Source organism: Aeromonas sp. FDAARGOS 1418, from assembly GCF_019048585.1.
GTDB lineage: Bacteria > Pseudomonadota > Gammaproteobacteria > Enterobacterales > Aeromonadaceae > Aeromonas > Aeromonas caviae.
The window spans coordinates 367,946-389,043 of sequence record NZ_CP077387.1 but is presented as its reverse complement, the minus strand read 5'-3'; the positions used below and the strand labels follow the sequence as shown (position 1 = coordinate 389,043).

Sequence of the window (21,098 nt, the reverse complement as noted above, 5' to 3'; positions counted from 1 at the left end):
CCTCAGTTGCCGGCCAGGATGCGTTGCAGGCGTTCGGTCAGCACCTGTTCCAGCATGGTCTGGGTCTTGAACTGATCCGGGTAGTCAAACTGGATCTGCTCGCCTTTGAGCTTGTCGAGCTCGGACTGCATGTACTGGGTGGCGCTGTTGTCGGCATCGAAATACTGGGTCAGCCAGCGCTGGGCCTTCTCCAGGCTGTCGACATAGAGGGACTGCTGTTCACGATAGACGGCGAGCTGGGCCTGCAGCAGCTTGGTCTTGAGGTTCTCCCGCAGGAAGATCTCCTGCTGCGGGGAGAGCAGGGCTTCCACGGCGCCATCCCGGCGACGGATGGTGATGAAGTTTTCGGTGAACTTGACCCAGTTCTTCTTCAGGTTGCTCTGCCACTCGTCCGGGTTGGTGCTGACGGTCTGGTCGGGCTCGCTCTTGGCTTCCGGCATGCTGACGGTGGAGAGGGGCAGCAGCTCGATCTGGTCCGAGAGGGCGGCCAGCTTCAGGGTCAACCCCTCGCGATCGACTCGCGGCATCCCCTTGAGCTTGGCGATGTCTTCCGCCAGCGCCTTGCGGATGGGCATCAGGCTGGGGTCGTTGAGCGCCTTGATGCGCTCGTCGGCGTTGCCGAGCAATGTGATGGCGGAGACGATGTCGTGTTCGAGCCACAGCTTGCGGCCCGCCATGCGCACCAGGTATTCGGATTCGGCCAACATCCAGTCATTGGGGCGCTTGTCGTCCAGATCCAGCACCTTGGTCTGCAAGGCGTCCAGCGCCTCCTGCAACTGCTGCTGGCTCTTGCCGAGGGCACCGATCTGTTCGGCATCCTTGCTGCTGCCCTGATCAATCCTGGTCATGGCGTCGGCCAGTTGCTGCTTGAGGGCTACCAGTTCGGCCTGCTGGGCAACGGCGTTCTGGTGTCCGTGCACATAGAGACCACCGGCCAGCCCCAGGGCCAGCAGGATGGCGATGCCGCCAAGCACGGTGCCAGAGCTGCCCTTCTTGCTCCCTGTCGTTCCGGGAGCGGGCTTGTTGTTGTCGGCCACGCTGGCCGCGGCACTCGGCTGGACTTCTTGCTGTTCAGTCATTCCATCTTCCTCAGTTCCAGGGCGGCCACCAGAGCCTGGTTGGATGCACCTTGGGCAATCACGATACGGGTAAAACCAGCCCCTTCTGCCATCTCGGCCACCCGGGGACTGGGCACCACCAGCAGGCGGTCATAAAGCCAGGGGTGCTGCGGATCGGGCACCAGGGCCAGCAACCGCTGCAACAGTTCGCCACTGGTGATGAGCAGGCTGTCGAGCCCGGCTGCCTGCCAGTGGCGGGTCAATGCGTCCCCGTCAAGATCGGGGTAGTGGCGCTCGTAGGTGGCACAATAGTGCACCAGTGCGCCCCGTGAGGCCAGCGTCCGGGCGATGAGATCCCGCCCGTCGTTGCCGCGCAGGATCAGCACCCGGCGGCCACTCACCTCTTGCAGCGCCGGCAGGGCCAGCAGCCCTTCACTGCGGGGATCGGCCGGGCACAGGGCCTGGATGCCCGCCTCGGCGAAGGCATCCGCACTCGCCTGGCCGACTGCAAAGTAATCAATATGTGGCCAGGTCTGACCAGTTTGCAACAGAAAATGATGTGCAAAATGAACGGCATGCATGCTGACGGCGATAACGAGGTCCGCCTCCCGCAGCATGTCACCCAGGTGAGGGAGGTCGCATCCCGGCCGGGTTTCCAGCAACGGACAGCAGAGCGGTGCGTGACCCAGCTGGCGTAGCATCTGCACCAGCTGGTTGGCCTGGGCGGCCGGGCGCACCACCAGGGGGACCATCAGGCGGCGCTCCGGGCAGATGACCGCGAACCGGTCCGTACTGCACTCATGCCCGGTAGACCTCGGCCAGGATGACGTCGGCGCCGGCGGCCAGCAGGCGCTGGGCCAGGGTGTGGCCCAGTGCCTCGCCTTCTGCCAGGGGGCCGCGGATCTCGTCGCGAATGACGCGGGCACCGTCCGGGCTGCCCACCAGGCCGCGCAGCCATACCTCTTCTCCCTGTACCAGAGCATAGGCCCCGATGGGCACCTGACAGCCCCCTTGCAGGGCGCGGTTCATGGCGCGCTCGGTCAGCACCCGGATGCGGGTCTCGGGGTGTTCGAGCGGCGCCAGCAGGGCGTGCAGCTCGTGATCGTCGAGGCGGCATTCGATGCCGACCGCCCCCTGGCCGTTGGCGGGCAGGCTCTGCTCGGGCTCGATGAAGGCGGCGATGCGATGGGCCATCTCCAGTCGTTTCAGGCCGGCGGCGGCCAGGATGATGGCGTCATATTCACCGGCATCCAGCTTGGCGAGGCGGGTGTTGACGTTGCCCCGCAGGTCGCGGATCACGAGATCAGGGCGGGCAGCGCGCAGCTGGCACTGACGGCGCAGGCTGGAGGTGCCGACCACGGCCCCTTGAGGCAGCTCGTCTATCTGGTTGAAATGGTTGGAAACAAAGGCATCACGCGGGTCTTCGCGCTCACAGATGGTGTGCAGGCCGAGTCCATCGGGGAACTCCACCGGTACGTCTTTCATGGAGTGGACAGCGATGTCGGCACGCCCTTCCAGCATGGCAGTCTCCAGCTCCTTGACGAACAACCCCTTGCCGCCGACCTTGGCGAGGGGAGTGTCGAGGATCTTGTCACCCTGGGTGCTCATGGGCACCAGTTCGACCTGCAGATCCGGATGGAGTGCCTCCAGCCGATCTTTCACAAAATTGGCCTGCCACAGGGCCAGTGGGCTCTTTCGAGTGGCAATTTTCAGGGTTCGGGCTGCCATATCAATCAGTTGTTTCATCTTTTGAGAGGAAAACGATCTTACCACCCTTTGCAGGGGCTTTCATGGCGCAGCCCGCAAAAGCGGGGCCAAGCTCAAAAACGGGGGCTGAAAATTATTTTCATTCAGCCAATAATTGATTTTAAATCATTGAAAATAAGCAATTTTATTGCTTTCCGCTGATACCGTTACGAACGGGGTCAGAAATAATCCGGTGATTGTGTGCGGGCTTGTTTACCACTGCTGTTTGCATTGTTAACATGATCACACTTTTTTGACGTCTCCCCGTTTTGGTGCGTCATTTCTCTTCCCCATAGGTAGGGCATTGCTGGTTAAACTCGACACGCTGGTGGCGCGCTACGACGAACTCAATCGTCTCAAGACGCAACGAGCGCTGGATCTCATGAGTCGCTACGGGCAGCAGGTTTTCCACTTGCTGCCTGTCATGCTGCACTTCAATCACCCCCTGTTGCCCGGTTATGTGGCAGGGGATGTGCCTCATGGTATCTGGAGTTTTGTCGCCAACGAGGCCCAGCAGGCCTTCATCCAGGATCTCTGCCAGAACGCCAACTGCCAGGGCGGTCTCAGTACCCACGACAAGTCCATCCAGGGCCTCTACTCCATGGGGAGCACCTCCTCCATCGGTCAGTGCTGCCACTCGGATCTCGACATCTGGGTCTGTCACGTGGCCGGTCTGTCGAGCGAGCGCCTCGCCCTGCTGGAACAGAAGTGCCAGCACCTCTCCATGTGGGCCGAGCAGCGGGGGGTCGATCTCAACTTCTTCCTGATCCCCGAAGACAAGTTCCGTCAGCGCAACGATGCCCAGATGCAGGGGGAGAGCTGCGGCAGCGCCCAGCACCTGCTGCTGCTCGACGAGTTCTACCGCAGCGCCATGCACATCGCCGGCAAGCGGCTGCTCTGGTATCTGGTGCCTGCCGAATATGACGATCACTACGACGACTACGTCAATGGCCTGTTTGCCCACGGCAAGTTGAGCCAGGATGACTGGCTCGATCTGGGGGGCTTTGATCGCATTCCTGCCGAGGAGTATTTCGGCTCCGCCCTGTGGCAGCTCTACAAGGGGATCGACTCCCCCTACAAGGCGGTGCTCAAGTCGGTGCTGATGGAGGCCTACTCCCACGAATATCCCAACACCCGGCTGCTGTCGGTTACCAGTCGCGACTGGTTCCAGCACAACGAGGGGATGCACTACCGCCTCGACAACTACTGCCTGATGCTGGACAAGGTGACCAACTACCTCAAGTCCATCGGCGACATGCAGCGCCTCGATCTGGTGCGTCGCTGCTTCTATCTGAAGGTGTGCGACGGGCTGAGCCATCCCAAGGAAGATCACTCCCCGGACTGGCGCCGGGAGCAGATGGCCCAGCTGGTAGCCTACTGGGGCTGGAGTCCGGAGCGCCTTTACCACCTTGATCACCGCCAGGAGTGGAAGGTGGAGGACGTCAAGGTGGCCTACGCCGAGTTGCTGGAAGCCCTGATGCAGAGCTACCGCAACCTCATCCAGTTCGCCCGGCGCAACAACATCAGCGAGTCCATCAACCCGGAAGACATCGGCATCCTGTCGCGCAAACTCTATGCCGCATTCGAGAGCCTGCCGGGCAAGGTGCAGCGCATCAACCTCAAGATTGCGCCGGATCTCGGCGAGCCGGATCTCAGCCTGGTACAGGTACCCCACGGCCGCCTGAATCGCGCCGGCTGGTATCTCTACAAGCATTCCCTCGAACCCGCCGACATCATTGGCCGGGCGCCGCTCGAATATAACGGTTACATCAGCAAGCTGGTGGCCTGGGCCTATTTCAACGGCCTGCTGACGCCCCAGTCCCGGGTGCACCTGTTCAACCAGGGCTCGGATCTGCACATCGACAACCTGCATCAGTTCTGTCGCGATCTCTCCGGCACCTTCCCGGTCAAGTATCCCCGCGCGACCAACCTGGCCCTGAGCCGGCCGTGCGAGATCCGCCAGCTCTCCATCTTCCTGAACCTGGAGACGGACCCGTCCAGCCACTGGGTGGGGCAGGTGATCGAGTTCGATGCCAACGCCGCCGATGTCTTCTCGTTCGGTCGCAACCAGGAGTGTCTGGTGGGATCCGTGGATCTCGTCTATCGCAACTCCTGGAGCGAGATCCGCACCCTGCACTTCGAGGGGGAGGAAGCCGTGGTGGACGCCCTCACCACCATCCTCGGCAAGATGCACCAGGATGCCGCGGCCCCCGAGATGATCGAGGTGTTCTGCTACAGCCAGCACTTCCGCTCCCTGGTGCGCACCCGCTTCCAGCAGCTTGTGGCTGAATGCATCGAGCTGCGCCTGGCCCGGGACAAGCAGCAGCTGGTCAAGACGCTGGCGCTCGGCAAGGAGAAGTACGGCATCTTCTTCGAGCGGCGCGGGGTGTCGGTCAAGAAGCTGGAGAACGCCATCGATTTTTACCGTCACATCTCCCACAACAAGCTGGATCACCTGCCGCTGCGCCTGGACAAGACTCACAGCCAGCACCTGCCCGGCATCGTCGACGCCTACGCCAGCGAAGGGCTGGTGCAGTTCTTCTTCGATACCCGGGATGCAGGCACCAACATCTATATCCTGGACGAGGCGAACCGGGTGGAGATCTACCAGCACTTCGCCGGCAACAAGGACGAACTGGTACAGGGGGTGAACCGATTCTACACCTCGGGTCACGAGCGATTCAGCAATGCGGGTCAGTTCAGCAACTTCAACCTGCCCCAGTACTACGAAATCGTGCAGGTGGGTGACAAACTCGATGTGATCCCCTACCGCAGCCAGAGCCCGCAGCGGGACACCCCAGGAGCGGCCCGGGAAGTGGGATGATGTGCTGATAACCGCACCGGCAAGATGGCAAACGGCCTGCATGATGCAGGCCGTTGTCCTATCCGTGGTGCGGGAATCTGGCGTGGAGGGGGCCGAAGCCCGTGGGGGATGCCGTCGAGCATCGCCGTCAGGGATGAAAGCAAACGGCCTGCTGATGCAGGCCGTTGTCTTACCCGTGATCCGACAATCAGGCGCCGAGGCGGGCCAGCAACCAGCTGCGAATGTCGCCCAGCTGGGGGCGGCAGATCTCGTGGCGCATGGGGTATTCGTGCCACTCGGGGCTGAGTCCCACCGCTTCCAGCCGGTTCTTGGCGTCCCAGCCCATGGAGAGGTTCACCACGTCGTCATAGATGCCGTGCATGTAGCAGATGGGCAGGGCGCGGGCCGCCTCGCTCATTTCGCCGGGCAGGGCATCGGGTACCGCCAGATAGGTGGACATGCAGAGCAGGCCTGCCAGTGGCACCGGATGGCGCAGGGCGGTGAAGGAGGCAATCACCCCGCCCTGGGAGAAGCCCGCCAGCACGATACGCTCGGGGGGGAAACCCTCGGCCACCAACTGTTCGATCAGCGAGGCGATACGGGCCGCTGACTCCCTGACATGGGACTCCACGGCGCGATCAGCCGGATCCTCGAAGCTCTTGATGTCGTACCAGCCGCGCATCCGGTAGCCCATGTTGATGGTGATGGGACGCTCGGGCGCATCGGGCAGCAGATGGCGGACGGGCAGGTCGGCGGGCAGGGCCAGCGCCTCCACCAGGGGGGCGAGGCCGGCGCCGGAGTCCCCCAGCCCGTGCAGCCAGATCACCGCATGGCGGGCACCTTCGGGATGCAGATCCGTCATGAGAAGACCACGGGCTCGCCGGCCTGGGTGGTGCAGGCCCGGGTCAGCAGGGCCTTGAGCTCGTCGCCGAAGCGGTTGTCGATCCAGCTGTCACCGCGCAGCTCGAAGTGGAAGCCGTTCTCCCGGGTGGCGACCCAGATCTGGTGCAGGGGCTCCTGCTTGTTGATGATGACCTTGGTCTTGTTCTCGAAGCTCAGGGTCAGCACTCCGCCGGCGCGTTCGCAGTCGATATCCGGATACCCCTCGTCGATGGTGTCTTCCACATACTGGAAAAAGGCGTCGGTCAGGGCGTGATACTCGTGATCCTTCATCGGTTTATCCTGTTGCTTTTAACAATGTGAGTGCGATTATAGAGGGCCAAAAATTTTTTCGCAGCGAACCATTATGATTACCCAGTTCACCAAGTGCCTGTTTGCCGCGTCGCTGTCGCTCGGGTTGGCCGCCTGTGGCCTGACGGGGCCGCTCTACATGCCGCCGGCCGAACAGCCCGCACCTGCAGAGCAGACACAGCCCAAGACAGAGAGTACACCGCAAGGCGCCTCGCCTGCGACCGCTACACCGGCCTCAGAGGCCGCGCCGCAATAATCTAGGAAGGAACCGCCCCCTTGGATCACTTTAACTACGACGCAGACGGTCAGCTTCAGGCCGAACAGCTTCCCCTGCAACAGCTTGCCGACCAGTACGGCACTCCGCTCTATGTCTACTCCCGCGCCACCCTGGAACGCCACTGGCATGCCTTCGACCAGGCGGCTGGCGACATTCCCCACCTGATCTGCTACGCGGTCAAGGCCAACTCCAACCTGGCCCTGCTCAATCTGCTGGCACGCCTCGGTTCGGGCTTTGACATCGTCTCCGGCGGCGAGCTGTCCCGGGTGCTGGCGGCGGGCGGTGATCCGGCCAAGGTGGTCTTCTCCGGCGTTGCCAAGAGCGAAGCCGAGATGCGCCTTGCGCTGGAAAAAGAGATCCTCTGCTTCAACCTGGAGTCCGAAGCCGAGCTGGAGCGCCTCAACCGGGTCGCAGGCAGCATGGGCAAAAAGGCGCGGGTCTCGGTGCGGGTCAACCCGGACATCGACGCAGGCACGCACCCCTATATCTCCACCGGCCTCAAGCAGAACAAGTTCGGCATCCCCATCGAACAGGCGCCCGCCATCTACCGCAAGGCGGCGGCCATGGCCCACATCGAGATCAAGGGGGTGGATTGCCACATCGGCTCGCAACTCACTGAATTAAATCCCTTTATGGAGGCGGCGGACAAGCTGCTCAAGCTCATCGACGAGCTGGCGGCGGAAGGCATCCACATCCATCACCTGGACGTGGGCGGCGGTCTGGGGGTCAACTACGGCGCCGAGCAGCCGCCGCACCCCACCGAGTATGCCGAGGCGCTCAAGCAGAAGCTGGCGGGCCGGGATCTGACCCTCTTGTTCGAACCGGGCCGCGCCATCGTCGCCAACGCCGGTGTGCTGCTGACCCGGGTCGAGTTCCTCAAACCCGGCGAGACCCGCAACTTCGCCCTGATCGACGCCGGCATGAACGATCTGCTGCGCCCCTCCCTCTACGGCGCCTGGATGAACATCATCGAGGTGGACAGCCGGGCCACCCACGAGAAGGCACTCTATGACGTGGTGGGCCCGGTGTGCGAGACTGGCGACTTCCTCGGCAAGGAGCGTACCCTGGCGATTGCCGAGGGCTCCCTGCTGGCGGTGCGCTCCGCTGGCGCCTACGGCTTTACCATGTCCTCCAACTACAACACCCGACCCCGTGCGGCCGAGGTGCTGGTGGACGGTGACCAGGCGCACCTCATCCGTGAGCGGGAGCAGTTGGCGGATCTCTGGCGTGGCGAGCACCTGCTGCCGTGATGGATGGATTTTCAGCGTTCCTCCATGTGAGAGCGTGATTAACGGTGAGACAGGAACGCGCGATGTTGATTGAGTTTTCCAAAATGCACGGCCTCGGTAACGACTTCATGGTGGTGGATGGCGTCACCCAGAAGGTGTTCTTCAGCAACGACATCATCAAGAAGCTGGCGGATCGTCACTTCGGTATCGGCTTCGACCAGCTGTTGCTGGTGGAGCCGCCCTATGACCCCGAGCTCGACTTCCATTACCGCATCTTCAATGCCGACGGCAGCGAGGTGGAACAGTGCGGCAACGGGGCCCGTTGCTTCGCCCGTTTCGTGCGTCTCAAGGGGCTGGTCAACCGGGATCGCATCGCGGTCAGCACCGCCCGGGGCCGCATCACTCTGCAGCTGGAAGGGGAGAACCAGGTCACGGTCAACATGGGGGTGCCCCAGTTCGAGCCGGGCAAGATCCCGTTCCGTGCCCAGAAGGCGGAGAAGACGTATCTGCTGCGGGCCCAGGATCACACCGTGATGTGCGGTGCCGTCTCCATGGGCAACCCTCACTGCGTCATCGAGGTGCCCTCGGTGGCCGATGCGCCGGTGGAGACCCTGGGACCCATCATGGAGCGCCACGAGCGCTTCCCCGAGCGGGTCAACGTCGGCTTCATGGAGATGGTCAACGCCAGCGAGATCAAGCTGCGGGTCTTCGAGCGCGGGGTGGGGGAGACCCTGGCCTGCGGGACCGGGGCCTGTGCGGCCGTGGTGATAGGCATCAGCCAGGGCAAGCTCAAGGAGCGGGTCACCGTCACCCTGCCGGGTGGCAAGCTGACCATCGCCTGGAAGGGACCGGGTCAGCCCGTCTACATGACGGGGCCGGCCGAGCACGTCTTTGACGGCCAGATAGAGTTGTAGACAAGGAGCGGGTGATCCCGCTCCATCAACGGATCATATCGGGGCCCTTGGCCCCTTTTTCGGATGGATCAACCAAGTTATGAGCGAACTCAAACGGCAGGAATCACTGGTGGATGAAGCCACAGTGCTGGAGTACCTGGCCCGTTATCCCGAGTTTTTCCTGCGTCACGGGGCCATGCTGGACAAGATCCGCATTCCCCATGCGCAAAAGGGCACCATCTCCCTGGTGGAGCGCCAGCTGGACAGACAGCGGGAGCGCATCGAGCAGCTGGAGCAGGAGATCACCGAACTGATGGGGGTCGCCAGCGAGAACGAGCGGATCTTCCGGGTCTATGCGGATCTCTACGGGGAGATCTACGGCTGCCAGACCCTGTTCGAGCTGAGCGCCGTGATGGGCAAGGCCTTCGTCCAGCGGCTGCGACTCACCGGCCTGCGGCTCTGGCTCAACCCCAGGCATTTCCAGCTGAGCGGCCCCGAGCAGCGTTTCCTGGCGCAGGGCAAACAGCTCGAACAACTGCTGGGTCAGCGCCTGCCCGGCACGGACTACTATTTCGGCCGCCTCAACCAGAGCGAGAAGCAGGCGCTGTTTGGCAATGATGTGCTGGTCAACTCGGTGGCCCTGATGCGGCTCGGGGAGCTCGGCGTGCTGGCCTTCGCGAGCTCGGATCCCAGCCACTTCACCCCCCACAACGACACCCTGCTGCTGGGTCAGCTGGGGCGTCTGCTGCAGCTGCGTCTGCCCGAGCTGGCCCGTGGCTAAGGCAACGACCCGATCCCCTGCCAAGACGCCCCCTGCCGCCGACCCTCTGCCGGTCGCACTGGCGGGGGAGCTGGACGCCTTTATCGAATACCTGAGGGTCGAGCGCCAGCTCAGCCCCCACACCCGCAGCAACTATCAGGCCCACCTGGAAGCCATGACCGCCGAGCTGGTGAAGCTCGGGGTCGACGACTGGGCCCGGCTCGAGGCGAGCCAGGTGCGCAGTCTGGTGACCCGGATGCACAAGGGGGGGCTGGCGCCCCGTTCCCTTGCCACCAAGGTGTCGGCCCTGCGCAGCTTCTGCGACTGGCAGGTGCGCCAGGGGCGGCTCACCGCCAACCCGGCGCGGGGCATCGTCACCCCCAAGCAGGGGCGGCCCCTGCCCAAGAACCTGGACGTGGACGAGATGTACCAGCTGCTCAACATCACCGACGAGCAGGATCCGCTGGCGGTGCGGGATCGCGCCATCATGGAGCTGATGTACTCCTCCGGCCTGCGTCTTGCCGAGCTGGTGGGGCTCAACCTCGCGGACGTGAAGCTCGAGGAGCGCCAGCTCAGGGTGATCGGCAAGGGCTCGCGGGAGCGGGTGCTGCCCATCGGGCGGATGGCGGTGGAGTGGTTGCACAAGTGGCTCAAGGTACGCCCCCTGCTGGCCGGTGACGAGGGGGAAGCATTGTTCGTCTCCAAGCGCAGGCAGCGGCTCTCGGCCCGCTCGGTACAGGAGCGGCTCGACGGCTGGGGCAACAAGCAGGCGCTCAATGCCCACGTGCACCCCCACAAGCTGCGCCACAGCTTCGCCACCCACATGCTGGAATCCTCCGGCGATCTGCGGGCGGTGCAGGAGCTGCTGGGGCATGCGGATCTCTCCACCACCCAGATCTATACCCACCTCGACTTCCAGCATCTGGCCAAGGTATATGACAGTGCCCACCCGCGAGCGAAGCGGGATCCGGAAACGCCGGAGGATGAGTGATGTGGTGTGCGATCTGCGGGGATGACAATCTCCACGTCGCCCGGGTCAGGCGGGCGCTCGCAACGCCAGAGAATGAGGAGTAAAGAAACAGCCATGCAGTTTTACCGTCGCTGGCAGCCGGTGGCCGCCATCTCGTTCGATCTGGACGACACCCTCTATGACAACGGCCCCGCCATCGCGCGGGCGGAACAGTGGATGTTGGACCACCTGCGCAGCGAATACCTGGCTACCGCCATGCTGGACAAACCGCGCTGGCTCGCGCTCAAGCGCCAGTTGCTGCTGGACCACCCGGCGCTGAGCCACGACGTCAGCCTGGCGCGTCAGCGGGGCATTCGCGAGGCCCTGGTGCAGGGGGGCATGGAGCCCGGGCTGGCGGAGCAGCAGGCCAGGGCGGTGTTCACCGGCTTCATGGCCGAGCGCTCGAAGATAGAGGTGAGCGAGGCGACTCACGCCCTGCTGGCTCGTCTGGCGGCGCGCTACCCGCTGGCGGTGATCACCAACGGCAACCTGGATCTGGAGCAGGCGGGTCTGGCTGGCTACTTCACCCTGGTCTGCAAGGCGGGAGCGGGAGCCAGAATGAAACCGGCGCCCGACATGTTCGTGCAGGTGCAAGAGGCCCTGGGGCTGACCCCCGGCCGCATCCTCCATGTGGGCGATCACTCGGTGACCGACGTGCTGGGGGCCAGGCTGCACGGCTTTCGGGCCGCCTGGCTCAACGAGAGCGGTCAGTCCTGGCAGTCGCTGTCGCTGCTGCCGGATGTGGAGCTGGGACAGCTGCAGGATCTGGCCACCCTGCTGCTCTGAGCTGGGGGTGAGGGACTGATTCCGTGATCTATATCTGGCAATAACAACAAGGGAGCAAGGGCGTGAAGGGAATGAAGGGTGTCATCTGGCTGGCGATCCCCGTGATGCTGGCGGGATGCGATCTGGTGCAAGACCGTTACCGGATGGAGTTCAGGGACGGATCCTGGCGGGAGATCGCCATCTCCCCGTTTTCCGACGAGGCGCGCTGGCGCGAGGGGTGTGCCACCGGCGAGATCCAGGTGGACATGACCCTGCCCCTGAAACGGGGCAAGGTGGTGAATGGCCGGGAGCAACTGCTCATCGGCGGCGAGCTGTTCGAGCTGGAGGATGCCCGTCTCTATCGCGGCAACGGCATGGTGCTCGGGCAGGCCCCGGACCATATCCAGCGGGGCCTCAAGGGGCTGGATGTCTGCCGTACCCTGCGCCCTGATCGCGGAGCCCTGCCCAAGCTCAAGGGCAAGGGATTTGGCGACTAGCCCGTCTGCTGCCTGAACGGGCAGGAGGCGTCGCCGAAGGCAGTGGGCAGCTTGATGGCGTGGGGGGGTCACAGGCCCGTCACGTCGGATGCCTCTGGGCAGCCCCCGATGTACGAAGCCCTGCCCAGGCTCAAGGGCAAGGGGGCGGCGACTAGCCGACCTGCTGCCTGAACCGGCGACAGGCGTCGCCAAAGGCGGTGAAGAGCTTGATGGAGTGGGGGTTCTCGCTGGCCTTCCACTCCGGGTGCCACTGCACCGCCAGCAGGAAGGGGGAGAGGGCGGGAGCGTGGATCGCCTCGATCAGCCCGTCTTCGGCATGGGCCAGGGGGGCCAGCCCCTTGGCCAGCGTCTTGATCCCCTGCCCGTGGAGGGAGTTGACCGGAATCGACGGCTGCCCCATCAGCTCGGCCAGCCAGGTACCGGGCACCAGCTCGACCTGATGGCTCTCGCCATACTGCTCGTCCACCGGGTCATCCGCATCCTCCCGATGATCGTCATAACCCGGCTCGCAATAGACCTTCTGGTGAATGTCGCCTCCCAGGGCCACGTTGATCTCCTGCATGCCGCGGCAGATCCCGAGGATAGGCAGGCCACGGTCGAGGGCGGCGCGCACCAGGGGAATATCGAACAGATCCCTGTCCCTGTCCTGGGGCTTCTCCGGGGTGAGGTTCTCCTGGCCATAGAGGGCAGGATCGATGTTGGATCCGGCACCGCTCAGATAGACCCCGTCGGCGAGGTCCAGATACTGCTCCAGATCCTCGGTGCCACAGCAGGTGGGCACCAGCAGCGGCACGCAGCCGCTGATCTCCACCAGAGGCTTGATGTATTTGTGGGTCATGACCTGGTAGGCGTGGCCACTGCGGGCCTGGGCCCCCATGGTCATCAGCACGACGGGTTTGTTATGGGAACTGGGGTTGGGCATAGGTCACCTTGGCTATCCTTGGCGGTCTCATCCTGCGCCTTGGGAAGGCCCTTGCCGCCTCGGCTCGCAAGGGCATGCCTCAAGGCATGGTCGTGGGATCAGGGTCGCGCCAGCGTGCCAGAATCGTCGGTCAGCCTTGGCAACGACAGCCTGGATCCTGTCTCCAGTCTGCCAAGGCCGTTCAATATGTCAAACAAAATGATGCAATTATGTTAACCATTGATGTCGAGATACGGCTGCGAGTCCCATTTAAAGGGACTTGAGGGGGGATGCCTGGTGCGGCGAGCGATTTGATGGTGGATATATTAAACATCTGGCCGGGCAGCCGGATAGCAGAAGGGGCCCACAGGGCCCCTTGTCGACTCAGGCGTTCAGGATGAAACGTTCGATCACCTGGGCGACCCCGTCTTCATCGTTGCGCCCCGTGGTGTGCTGTGCCAGCGCCTTGATCTCGTCGGTGGCGTTGCCCATGGCGACCCCGAGTCCGGCGTAGGCGATCATGTGGTGATCGTTGCCCGCATCTCCCACCGCGATCACCTGGGAGGCATCCAGCCCCAGGTGCTCGGCCAGGGCGGCGACGCCGGTGCCCTTGTTGCTGCGTTTGTTCATGAACTCGAGGAAATAGGGGGCGCTGCGCACCACGGTATAGCGCTCGTGGAGCTCGGCGGGCAGCTGGGCGATGGCACGGGAGAGCAGGGGCTCTGGGTCAATCATCATCACCTTCATGATCTGCTCGTCGTCGGGCAGGGTGGCGAAGTCCACCAGGTTGATGGGTTGACCGATGAGGCGGGATTCGTGCTCGGTGTAGGGGCTGATCTTTGGGCTGATGAGCCCCTGGCGGACGGAGAAGCCGTGGATGTTCACCCCCAGCTCACAGGCCAGGTGGGCGATGGCACGGGCGTCGCTGCCGGTCAGCAACTGGCTGCGGATGATGCGTTGCTCGGACACCTGCTGCACCAGGGCGCCGTTGTAGCAGATGACGTAGTCATCCTGGCCGGTGAGGCCCAGCTCGGTCAGGGCTGCGGTCATGCCTTCCAGCGGGCGGCCGGAGGCCAGCACCACGGTCACGCCCCTGGCGCGGGCTGCCGCGATGGCGGCCTGGGTGCGGGGGGAGATTCGGCCCTCTGGGGTCAGCAGGGTGCCATCCATATCCAATGCGATCAGCTTGTACATCTTCTCACTACCTGAGTCTGGCCGGCCCGCCCGATGGGGCCATGGGGAGGCCGAGTGTAGCGAAAATCGCCGCCGGGATCACGCCGCCTGCCGAAGCGGGGGCACGTTGCCGCTCAGCGCTGGCCCTGGTAGGGGGTCAGTTGCAGCTGATCTTCCCGGATGGCGAAGTGGATGGGGCCGTGCTCGATGTCGACCCTGTTGTGGTGATGGGCCATCTCCACCTCGACGCCGGGGAAGAGGCGCTGGGTGGCGATGATGTCCATGTTGGCCATGAGCGCCTGCAGCTCCCGCTGCGCCTCGGCGAGCTGTTCGTCCAGGCTCTTGCTCTCGTCGAACTGGCGGGTGCGCAGCGCCTTGATCTTCTGCAGGGTCTCGGGATTGCGCTTGTCACGGGGCAGTTGCAGCAGCCGCAGGATGAGATCCTGCAGCTTGTCTATCTGCTCGGCGCAGGTCTGTTTGCGCTGGCGCAGCGCCAGCTCCTGCTCCTTCTGGCTGAAATAGCCACCGAGGATCTGCAACCGGGTCCGGTTGGCCGCCGAGGCTCCGAGCACCGGTGCCATGATGAGCCGGTTGGCGATGTTGATACCGCCGATGAGGTGCCCCTTGCGCATGGCGCTGTCCCCCACCTTGAGATCCTGGCCGCTGCGGCAATAGCAGTGACTGAGCTGGCTCAGGATATGGATGTCGCCATCGGCCTCCAGCCTGGCGTACTGGGCATAGCTGGCGTGGATCTCCCCCCCGGCGTTGAGGTGGCAGAGGTATTCGTCGTCCGCCAGCTTGCGCCCTATGATGCCGTTGCGCACCGTGATGGTGCCGCCGGATTCGATGTAGCCGCCCTCGACGAAGCCGCCGATCACCACGTCCCCGCTGGTCTTGACGCGCATGCCGGGCATGACGTCCCCGGTGACCAGCAGCGATCCCTCGAACTCGACGTGGCCGTGGCGGATGTCGACCTGCTTGACGTTGAGTACCTCGTCGACCCGCATCCCGGCACGCTCCTGACAGGGGAGCCCCGGGCGGGTCGCCAGCAGCAGGTCCGGATCCTCGGGGGAGAGGCAGGTGCCGTCACCCGGCGTCATGGCGCTCTCCTTGCCGTGGCGGGCGGTCAGGGTCTGGCCCGTCACGGTGAAGCCGTCGATGCCCTGGGTGGCGGGGTGCCTGCGCATCAGCAACGCCCCCGCCTTGACGGTGAGCAGGGTGCCGAGGTCGCGCATGTCCACCTTGCCGTGATCCCGCTCCTGGGGTTTGAGGATCCGCTCGGCTGCGGTCTCCACCAGCCGCTCCAGGCGGGTATCCAGGCCGTGCCTGGCGGCCTTGCCGAGGGCGATGACGGGATTGAGCTGGGCACCGGGTGCCGCCTCACCCGCTGCCTGGATGGCGGCGGCAAGCAGCCGATCGCTCACCCCCTGCTTGACCGTGCTGGCCGCCAGGGCCTCCTGCAACTGGGCCAGGGTCAGGGGCTGGCCACCCCAGTCCGCGGTGATCTGTGCCCTGGCGCTCATCTGGTCCTTGTCCACCTGGATGAGCAGCCTGGCATCCTGGCGCCGGGCAATGGGGACTGGCGGATGTGCGGGGGCATCCGGCTCTGCAATGAGGGCGTTGAGCAGGGTGACGGCTTCACGGATCCCCTCGCCGAGGGGTTCGTAGCGCCGACAGTTGGAGAGTCGCAGCAGGGCCAGGACGTCGCTTTCCTGGATGGGCTCGGTGAGGCCCGGGGTGATGCGCAGGCAGACATAGCTCATGTCGGCCGACAGCTGAAACCACGCTTTGCTTAACACCGGGCCCTCCTTCGTTGTCCCTGTCCGGTTTGCCCCATGCCGGGGCCTCTCCTTGCCGGCATCCAATGCCGCCGGGGCGGATCCAACGTGCAGTATTCGGGTATTTTTCCTTCCGGGTCAACGATCTGAATGCAAATGGGTGAGCCGGGTTTAGGAAATATCGGCTGACGGGAGAGGGGCGGAGCCGGCCATGCCATGGGCTCCATTGCGTTTTTTAGCGCAATATGCTGATATTTTATGCTTTCGCTATCCAGAGTGTCCATCACGTTCAGGGAGGCGATGCAAATCACCTTGCCAGGCAGGAAGAGAAGGATTTTAATCTGCCGCCGCCCCAGGGCGAGGACCCTGGTCGCCATCGATCAGCCCCTTTTTCTGTCCAACCGAACGAGCCCCATGACCGCCCAAGGCCACCTGCTGTTTTCCGTCACCTGCGTCCTGCTTGCCCACAAGGTCGAACTGACTCCGGCCCTGGCCGATGCCAGCCTGTGGCACATCGTCCCCATGGCCCTGGCGAGCGCCCTGCTGCCGGATCTCGATCACCCCCGTTCCCTGCTCGGGCGGCAACTGCCCTGGATCTCGGGGCCGCTCTCCCGGCTGTTCGGCCATCGCGGCTTCACCCACAGTCTGCTGGCGGTGGGGATGGGGGTCTGGGGGCTGGCCCAGGTGGAAGCCCCCTGGTTGCTGTCGGGGGCGGTGAAGGATGCCCTCATCGTGGGCTATCTCAGCCATCTGCTGGGGGACTGGCTCACCCCCATGGGCATTCCCCTGCTCTGGCCCTGGCGTCGGCGCTTTCGCCTGCCCGGCCTGCCCCTCAAGAGCGGCGGGGGTTACGAGAGGGCCTTCTGCCTGCTGACCCTGGCGCTCGCCGGGTACTGGGTCCATGGCGGTGCAGGCTTGGCTCACTTCTAGCCCCGGGCGCCCTCCTGGCACCTGGCCGTTCGGGTCAGGGTGAGGTAGTCGGCGAGCACCGGCAGCCCCAGCAGGTGGCGGCGCAGCATGTCGAGGGCGGCGAAGGCGAGGATCCGGCGACCGCTCGCGGGATCCGGGTGGCTGACCCTGAGCGTCTGGCCGTGCAGTTGCCCGTCGGCGCAGAGCAGCAGCGGCACGCCGTCAGGACCGGCACGGCCTATGGTGAGGCTCAGGGGGGCGTCGGGCACTGCCAGTTGAGTCAGATCGTCGCTCAGGGTGTGGCTGAAGCCGGCAGTCAGGGCAGGTTGCCCGTGACACATGACCAGCAGGGTGCCCCGGCTCTCCCCTTCCTGCAGGTGCAGCGACCGCTCCCCCAGCAGGGCCAGGATCTGGCTGGCAGGCGCCTCGTTGCCACGCCCCACCAGCCAGGGGGCGATGGCCGCAAGCAGCCTCGCCTCGGCGGCGTCCATGTCGGCGGTGCTGGCACCGTGGCCGATGAGCTTGAGCTCGATGAGGGGCATGGAGGAGCGGTAGCCCAGCTCGATGCCGGCAGGCCAGGGGGCCGCATCCAGCATGTCGCTGAGGGCGGACTCCGAGACGCCGAAGGTGTAGAAACGGCGCAGCTCGGTGTCCGTCTCTTCCCCGGCCAGCGCCTTGAGGCGGGGCATGATCTGTTCGCGCACCATCTGCTTGAACTCGAACGGCACGCCCGGGGTGAAGAAGAGCCGGCTCTGGCCGTGGCTGGTCGGGTGGCAGACCACAAAGCCGCAGGCGGTGCCCACCGGGTTGTCGAGGATCTCGCAGTCCCGGGGCAGCCAGGCCTGCTTGGTGTTGCTCCGGGCCATGGTGCGGCCCCGGCTGGCATAGCGTTCGGCCATGGTGGCGAGCCAGTCCGGGAACAGGGTCAGGGGCTGGTCAAACGCCTCGGCCGCGGCCTGGGCGGTGAGGTCGTCTGCCGTGGGGCCGAGCCCTCCGCACACCAGTACCACCTCGGCGCGGTTGGCGCTCTCCTGCAGCACGGCTGTCAGATCCGCGAGGTTGTCCCCCACGGTGGCGCGGCGGCGCACCTGCCAGCCCTGCTCCAGCAAGAGGGCGCTGAGCCAGGCGGCATTGGTGTCCACCACCAGGCCGGTCACTATCTCGTCGCCTGTGCTGATGATCTCGATGCGCATGGGGACTCCTTGGGTGGGGCCAGCCCTCTCAGGGCTTGCCGTGTTCGAAGTAGTAGCTGATCCGGGTGCGGGGGTTGAGGTATTCGAACACCGCCGGGGGCAGGCGTTTGGGCTGGATCACCTTGGCGATGGTCAGCCCGGCCGCGTCGAGGTCGATGATGGCCGCCTCCTGGCGCGGAATGCGGGGGTCGTATACCAGCACGGCGGGGTAGAGCAGGCGGGAGGCGTTGACCGACATCACCAGTCCCACCTGGCCGTTGGAGAGCTGCACCACGCTGCCCGGGGGATAGACCCCCATCAGCCGGATCAGCATGCCGAGGTGATCGGCGTTGAACTGGGACTTGCGCTGCTTGTAGAGGCTGCCGAGGGCCGCGTAGGGCACCTTGGCCTCCAGGTGGCAGAGGTTGTCGTACTCGTTGATGAGGGAGACGATCTGGGTGAGGGGATCGAGCTGATCGCCCTTGAGCCCCTGGGGGCCGGTGCCGTCCAGGTACTCGTGGTGGTTCTGCACTATCTGCTTGGCCGCTTCCGGAAAATCGCTGACCAGCCCCAGCAGTTCCAGGCCGTAGCGGGGATGCTGGGCCATCAGGTTCTGCTCCGGCTTGGTCAGCGGCTCCGTCTTGCGCAGGATCTGGCTCGGGATCCTCAGCTTGCCGATGTCGTGGAACAGGGCCCCCATGCCGACCTGGCGGATTGCCTCGGCCGGCAACTTGCACTCCCGGGCGAGCAGCATGCTGAGCACGCTGACGTTGAGGGAGTGAAACTGCAGGCTGTTGCCATCATCGCTGTCAGAGACCAGGTGCAGCACCATCTCGTCCACCGAGAGGAGCTGCTCCGTCATGGCGTTGATCAGCTCCTGGGCCTCGCTGATGGCGTTGAGGGGGCGGGACTGGATCTTGCCCATGAGGTTGCGCACCTGGGCCAGGGATTGGCGGAACTGTTTCTCGCACTGCTGCAGGTCGCGGCGATAGCGCTGCAACTGCTCGATGCGCCGCAGTTTCTCCTGCTGCATCTCCTCCTGGCGGGCGACGAGACCCTCTCCCTCAACCTCATCCGCCTGGGGCTGGGTCTGTCCGAGGGGCTTGGGCGGCGTGTCGCTCTTGTCGGGAATGATGGTCACCAGCTTGAGGCCAAGGCGACGAATGAGCTCGATCTCCTCCTCGCTCTTGAGCTTGAAGCTGGAGAACAGAAACGGGTGCTCACGCCATCCCAAAGGCAGGGAGACATAATTGCCGACTTGCAGCCGTTCTACGGAGATCTTGATTCCTGTCATGGGGTTGGGCACGAGGGACACACTGAGCCGTATGCTAGTCAAAGGGCGGGGTGAATACAAAAGGTATCTGATGACAGCGAGAGCGCTTTATTATAGGCTTCTAGATGTCCAGACATATTTACCGATGCAGTACAGGGAGTCAGCATGCCGATCAAGATCCCGGACCAGTTGCCCGCCGCCGAAGTGCTGGGGCAGGAGAACATCTTCGTGATGACGGAATCCCGGGCCGTCACCCAGAACATCCGCCCGCTGCGGGTGCTCATCCTCAATCTGATGCCCAAGAAGATAGAAACCGAGATCCAGCTGATGCGGATGCTCTCCAACTCGCCCTTGCAGGTGGACGTGGATCTGTTGCGCATCGACGATCGGGAGTCGAAAAACACGCCCCAGGCGCACCTGGAGAACTTCTATCACGACTTCGAGCAGGTGAGAGGCAACAACTACGACGGCATGATCATCACGGGGGCGCCGCTCGGGCTGGTGGAGTTCGAGGAGGTGGTCTATTGGCCACGCATCGTCGAGATCATCGAGTGGTCCCATCAGCATGTCACCTCCACCCTCTTCCTCTGCTGGGCGGTGCAGGCGGCGCTGAAAGCCTTGTACGGCATGGAAAAGCAGACCCACGGCGAGAAGCTCTCCGGGGTCTATCGCCACCACCGCCTCGACGAGCACGAGGCGCTGCTGCGCGGCTTCGATGACGAATTCGTGGCGCCCCACTCCCGCTATGCGGCCTTCGACGGGGATCTCATCCGCGCCCACACCGATCTGCAGATCTTCGCCGAGTCGGAAGAGGCGGGCGTCTATCTGGCCGCCACCAAGGATTGTCGCCAGGTGTTCGTCACCGGCCATCCGGAATATGACGCCCTGACCCTGGATGGGGAATACCGGCGGGATCTGGCGGCCGGGCTCACCCCCGTCATTCCGGTCAACTATTACCCGAACAACGACCCAAGCCAGACCCCGCGCGCCACCTGGCGCAGCCACGGTCACCTGCTGTTTTCCAACTGGCTCAACTATTACGTCTACCAGTTGACCAGCTACAAGGTGGAAGACATCGGCAAGGTGTTTACCTACCAGCAGCCCAAGGGATAGAGCCCATCAGTCCGCCCCGGCCAGCCGCCGTCCACGGGTATCGAGCCAGTGACGGTGGCAGGCCAGGGTGAAGGCCCGTGGCCGTCTGGCCCGGATGAGGGTCATGGCCTCCTGCTGGGGCAACCCCTGGGCCATCAGCAGCAGGGCGGCCGCCAGCCCGGTACGCCCGCTTCCTCCGTGGCAGTGAATGGCAAGGTGACGCCCCTCGCGCAGCAGGGCGAGCAGTCGGGGTTGCACCCCGGGCCAGGCCTGTTCGAAGGGGGCATCCGGTGCCTCGTCATCCGCAATGGGCAGATGGAACCAGCTCATGCCTCTGGCCTGCACCAGCTGCCCGAGAGAGAGGGGCCCGCACAGGGCCAGCTCCTCCACCGTCATCAGGGTCAGCACCCCGCCGGCACCGGCCAGCTGCAACTGGGCAAGGGCGTCGGCCATGGGGACCTGCTGGCTGCCGGGGCAGGGGGTGAGCAGGAGCTGGCCGTCGAGCCGTGGAACGTCCAGGCTCCAGAAGGGATGGGCACTGAGCATGGGGTTCCTCGTGGTGGTCGGGATCA

21 protein-coding genes are annotated in these 21,098 nt (G+C 64.4%); 10 read left to right on the top strand and 11 right to left on the bottom strand.

Annotated elements, in window-relative coordinates:
• Positions 1 to 2: 2 nt before the first annotated feature.
• From I6L48_RS01950 to hemC, 3 genes are read right to left on the bottom strand one after another with little or no spacing between them, the layout of a single operon-like run.
• Entirely contained in the window at positions 3 to 1,079 is a 1,077-nt protein-coding gene (locus I6L48_RS01950) for a uroporphyrinogen-III C-methyltransferase (RefSeq protein ID WP_113069090.1), read from the bottom strand.
• Positions 1,076 to 1,810, bottom strand: a complete 735-nt coding sequence (locus I6L48_RS01945) for a uroporphyrinogen-III synthase (protein WP_113069089.1) — start codon at positions 1,808 to 1,810, stop codon at positions 1,076 to 1,078. Before I6L48_RS01945 ends, I6L48_RS01950 begins: the two co-directional genes overlap by 4 nt.
• 46 nt (positions 1,811 to 1,856) lie before the next feature.
• Positions 1,857 to 2,786, bottom strand: coding sequence for a hydroxymethylbilane synthase (gene hemC / locus I6L48_RS01940; RefSeq protein ID WP_151027241.1), 930 nt, complete (start codon positions 2,784 to 2,786; stop codon positions 1,857 to 1,859).
• Between the two features lie 322 nt (positions 2,787 to 3,108).
• Here hemC and I6L48_RS01935 point away from each other — a divergent pair, with 322 nt between their 5' ends.
• Positions 3,109 to 5,628 (top strand): class I adenylate cyclase, encoded by a 2,520-nt coding sequence (locus tag I6L48_RS01935; RefSeq protein ID WP_042879398.1) that lies wholly within the window; start codon positions 3,109 to 3,111, stop codon positions 5,626 to 5,628.
• 187 nt (positions 5,629 to 5,815) lie between these two features.
• Here the strand turns inward: I6L48_RS01935 and I6L48_RS01930 are convergent, their stop codons facing one another.
• Positions 5,816 to 6,469: an alpha/beta hydrolase gene (locus tag I6L48_RS01930; protein ID WP_113069087.1), complete on the bottom strand. Its 654-nt coding sequence runs from the start codon at positions 6,467 to 6,469 to the stop codon at positions 5,816 to 5,818.
• Complete coding sequence (gene cyaY / locus I6L48_RS01925; protein WP_010672698.1) at positions 6,466 to 6,780, bottom strand: iron donor protein CyaY; 315 nt, start codon at positions 6,778 to 6,780, stop codon at positions 6,466 to 6,468. The genes I6L48_RS01930 and cyaY overlap by 4 nt, the downstream gene beginning before the upstream one ends.
• A 73-nt stretch (positions 6,781 to 6,853) precedes the next feature.
• On the opposite strand from cyaY, the gene I6L48_RS01920 reads away from it, so the two are divergent.
• The 7 genes from I6L48_RS01920 (at position 6,854) to I6L48_RS01890 (ending at position 12,228) form a co-directional block, all read left to right on the top strand.
• Positions 6,854 to 7,054: a lipoprotein gene (locus I6L48_RS01920; RefSeq protein ID WP_113069086.1), complete on the top strand. Its 201-nt coding sequence runs from the start codon at positions 6,854 to 6,856 to the stop codon at positions 7,052 to 7,054.
• Between the two features lie 20 nt (positions 7,055 to 7,074).
• Entirely contained in the window at positions 7,075 to 8,325 is a 1,251-nt protein-coding gene (gene lysA / locus I6L48_RS01915) for a diaminopimelate decarboxylase (RefSeq protein ID WP_039039806.1), read from the top strand.
• Positions 8,326 to 8,387: 62 nt separating this feature from the next.
• Positions 8,388 to 9,218 (top strand): diaminopimelate epimerase, encoded by an 831-nt coding sequence (dapF, locus tag I6L48_RS01910; RefSeq protein ID WP_029313578.1) that lies wholly within the window; start codon positions 8,388 to 8,390, stop codon positions 9,216 to 9,218.
• A 79-nt stretch (positions 9,219 to 9,297) separates the two neighbouring features.
• Positions 9,298 to 9,978 (top strand): DUF484 family protein, encoded by a 681-nt coding sequence (locus I6L48_RS01905; RefSeq protein WP_010672702.1) that lies wholly within the window; start codon positions 9,298 to 9,300, stop codon positions 9,976 to 9,978.
• Positions 9,971 to 10,948, top strand: a complete 978-nt coding sequence (gene xerC / locus I6L48_RS01900; protein WP_113069085.1) for a tyrosine recombinase XerC — start codon at positions 9,971 to 9,973, stop codon at positions 10,946 to 10,948. The genes I6L48_RS01905 and xerC overlap by 8 nt, the downstream gene beginning before the upstream one ends.
• A 93-nt stretch (positions 10,949 to 11,041) precedes the next feature.
• Positions 11,042 to 11,752, top strand: coding sequence for an HAD-IA family hydrolase (locus tag I6L48_RS01895; protein ID WP_113069084.1), 711 nt, complete (start codon positions 11,042 to 11,044; stop codon positions 11,750 to 11,752).
• 71 nt (positions 11,753 to 11,823) lie between these two features.
• Entirely contained in the window at positions 11,824 to 12,228 is a 405-nt protein-coding gene (locus tag I6L48_RS01890; protein ID WP_010672705.1) for a hypothetical protein, read from the top strand.
• 151 nt (positions 12,229 to 12,379) lie between these two features.
• Here the strand turns inward: I6L48_RS01890 and I6L48_RS01885 are convergent, their stop codons facing one another.
• The 3 genes from I6L48_RS01885 to I6L48_RS01875 all read right to left on the bottom strand — a co-directional run bounded on the left by I6L48_RS01885 (position 12,380) and on the right by I6L48_RS01875 (position 16,101).
• Complete coding sequence (locus I6L48_RS01885; protein ID WP_043154048.1) at positions 12,380 to 13,150, bottom strand: gamma-glutamyl-gamma-aminobutyrate hydrolase family protein; 771 nt, start codon at positions 13,148 to 13,150, stop codon at positions 12,380 to 12,382.
• Positions 13,151 to 13,513: 363 nt separating this feature from the next.
• Positions 13,514 to 14,323: a sugar-phosphatase gene (yidA, locus tag I6L48_RS01880; protein WP_041212256.1), complete on the bottom strand. Its 810-nt coding sequence runs from the start codon at positions 14,321 to 14,323 to the stop codon at positions 13,514 to 13,516.
• A 113-nt stretch (positions 14,324 to 14,436) separates the two neighbouring features.
• Entirely contained in the window at positions 14,437 to 16,101 is a 1,665-nt protein-coding gene (locus tag I6L48_RS01875) for a DUF342 domain-containing protein (RefSeq protein WP_318254457.1), read from the bottom strand.
• Positions 16,102 to 16,494: 393 nt separating this feature from the next.
• Here I6L48_RS01875 and I6L48_RS01870 point away from each other — a divergent pair, with 393 nt between their 5' ends.
• Positions 16,495 to 17,010, top strand: a complete 516-nt coding sequence (locus I6L48_RS01870) for a metal-dependent hydrolase (RefSeq protein ID WP_010672710.1) — start codon at positions 16,495 to 16,497, stop codon at positions 17,008 to 17,010.
• Here I6L48_RS01870 and I6L48_RS01865 read toward each other — a convergent pair.
• Together I6L48_RS01865 and I6L48_RS01860 are read right to left on the bottom strand one after the other, a co-directional pair.
• Positions 17,007 to 18,182, bottom strand: a complete 1,176-nt coding sequence (locus I6L48_RS01865; protein WP_113069082.1) for a CinA family nicotinamide mononucleotide deamidase-related protein — start codon at positions 18,180 to 18,182, stop codon at positions 17,007 to 17,009. The genes I6L48_RS01870 and I6L48_RS01865 overlap by 4 nt on opposite strands.
• A gap of 28 nt (positions 18,183 to 18,210) precedes the next feature.
• Entirely contained in the window at positions 18,211 to 19,455 is a 1,245-nt protein-coding gene (locus I6L48_RS01860; protein ID WP_029313584.1) for an HD-GYP domain-containing protein, read from the bottom strand.
• Positions 19,456 to 19,599: 144 nt separating this feature from the next.
• Between I6L48_RS01860 and metA the strand changes: the two genes are divergently transcribed.
• Positions 19,600 to 20,547, top strand: coding sequence for a homoserine O-succinyltransferase (gene metA / locus I6L48_RS01855; RefSeq protein ID WP_010672713.1), 948 nt, complete (start codon positions 19,600 to 19,602; stop codon positions 20,545 to 20,547).
• A 6-nt stretch (positions 20,548 to 20,553) separates the two neighbouring features.
• Here the strand turns inward: metA and I6L48_RS01850 are convergent, their stop codons facing one another.
• The gene (locus I6L48_RS01850; protein ID WP_113069081.1) at positions 20,554 to 21,072 is read right to left on the bottom strand and encodes a tyrosine-protein phosphatase; all 519 of its coding nucleotides are present in this window, start codon (positions 21,070 to 21,072) and stop codon (positions 20,554 to 20,556) included.
• Between the last annotated feature and the right edge of the window lie 26 nt (positions 21,073 to 21,098).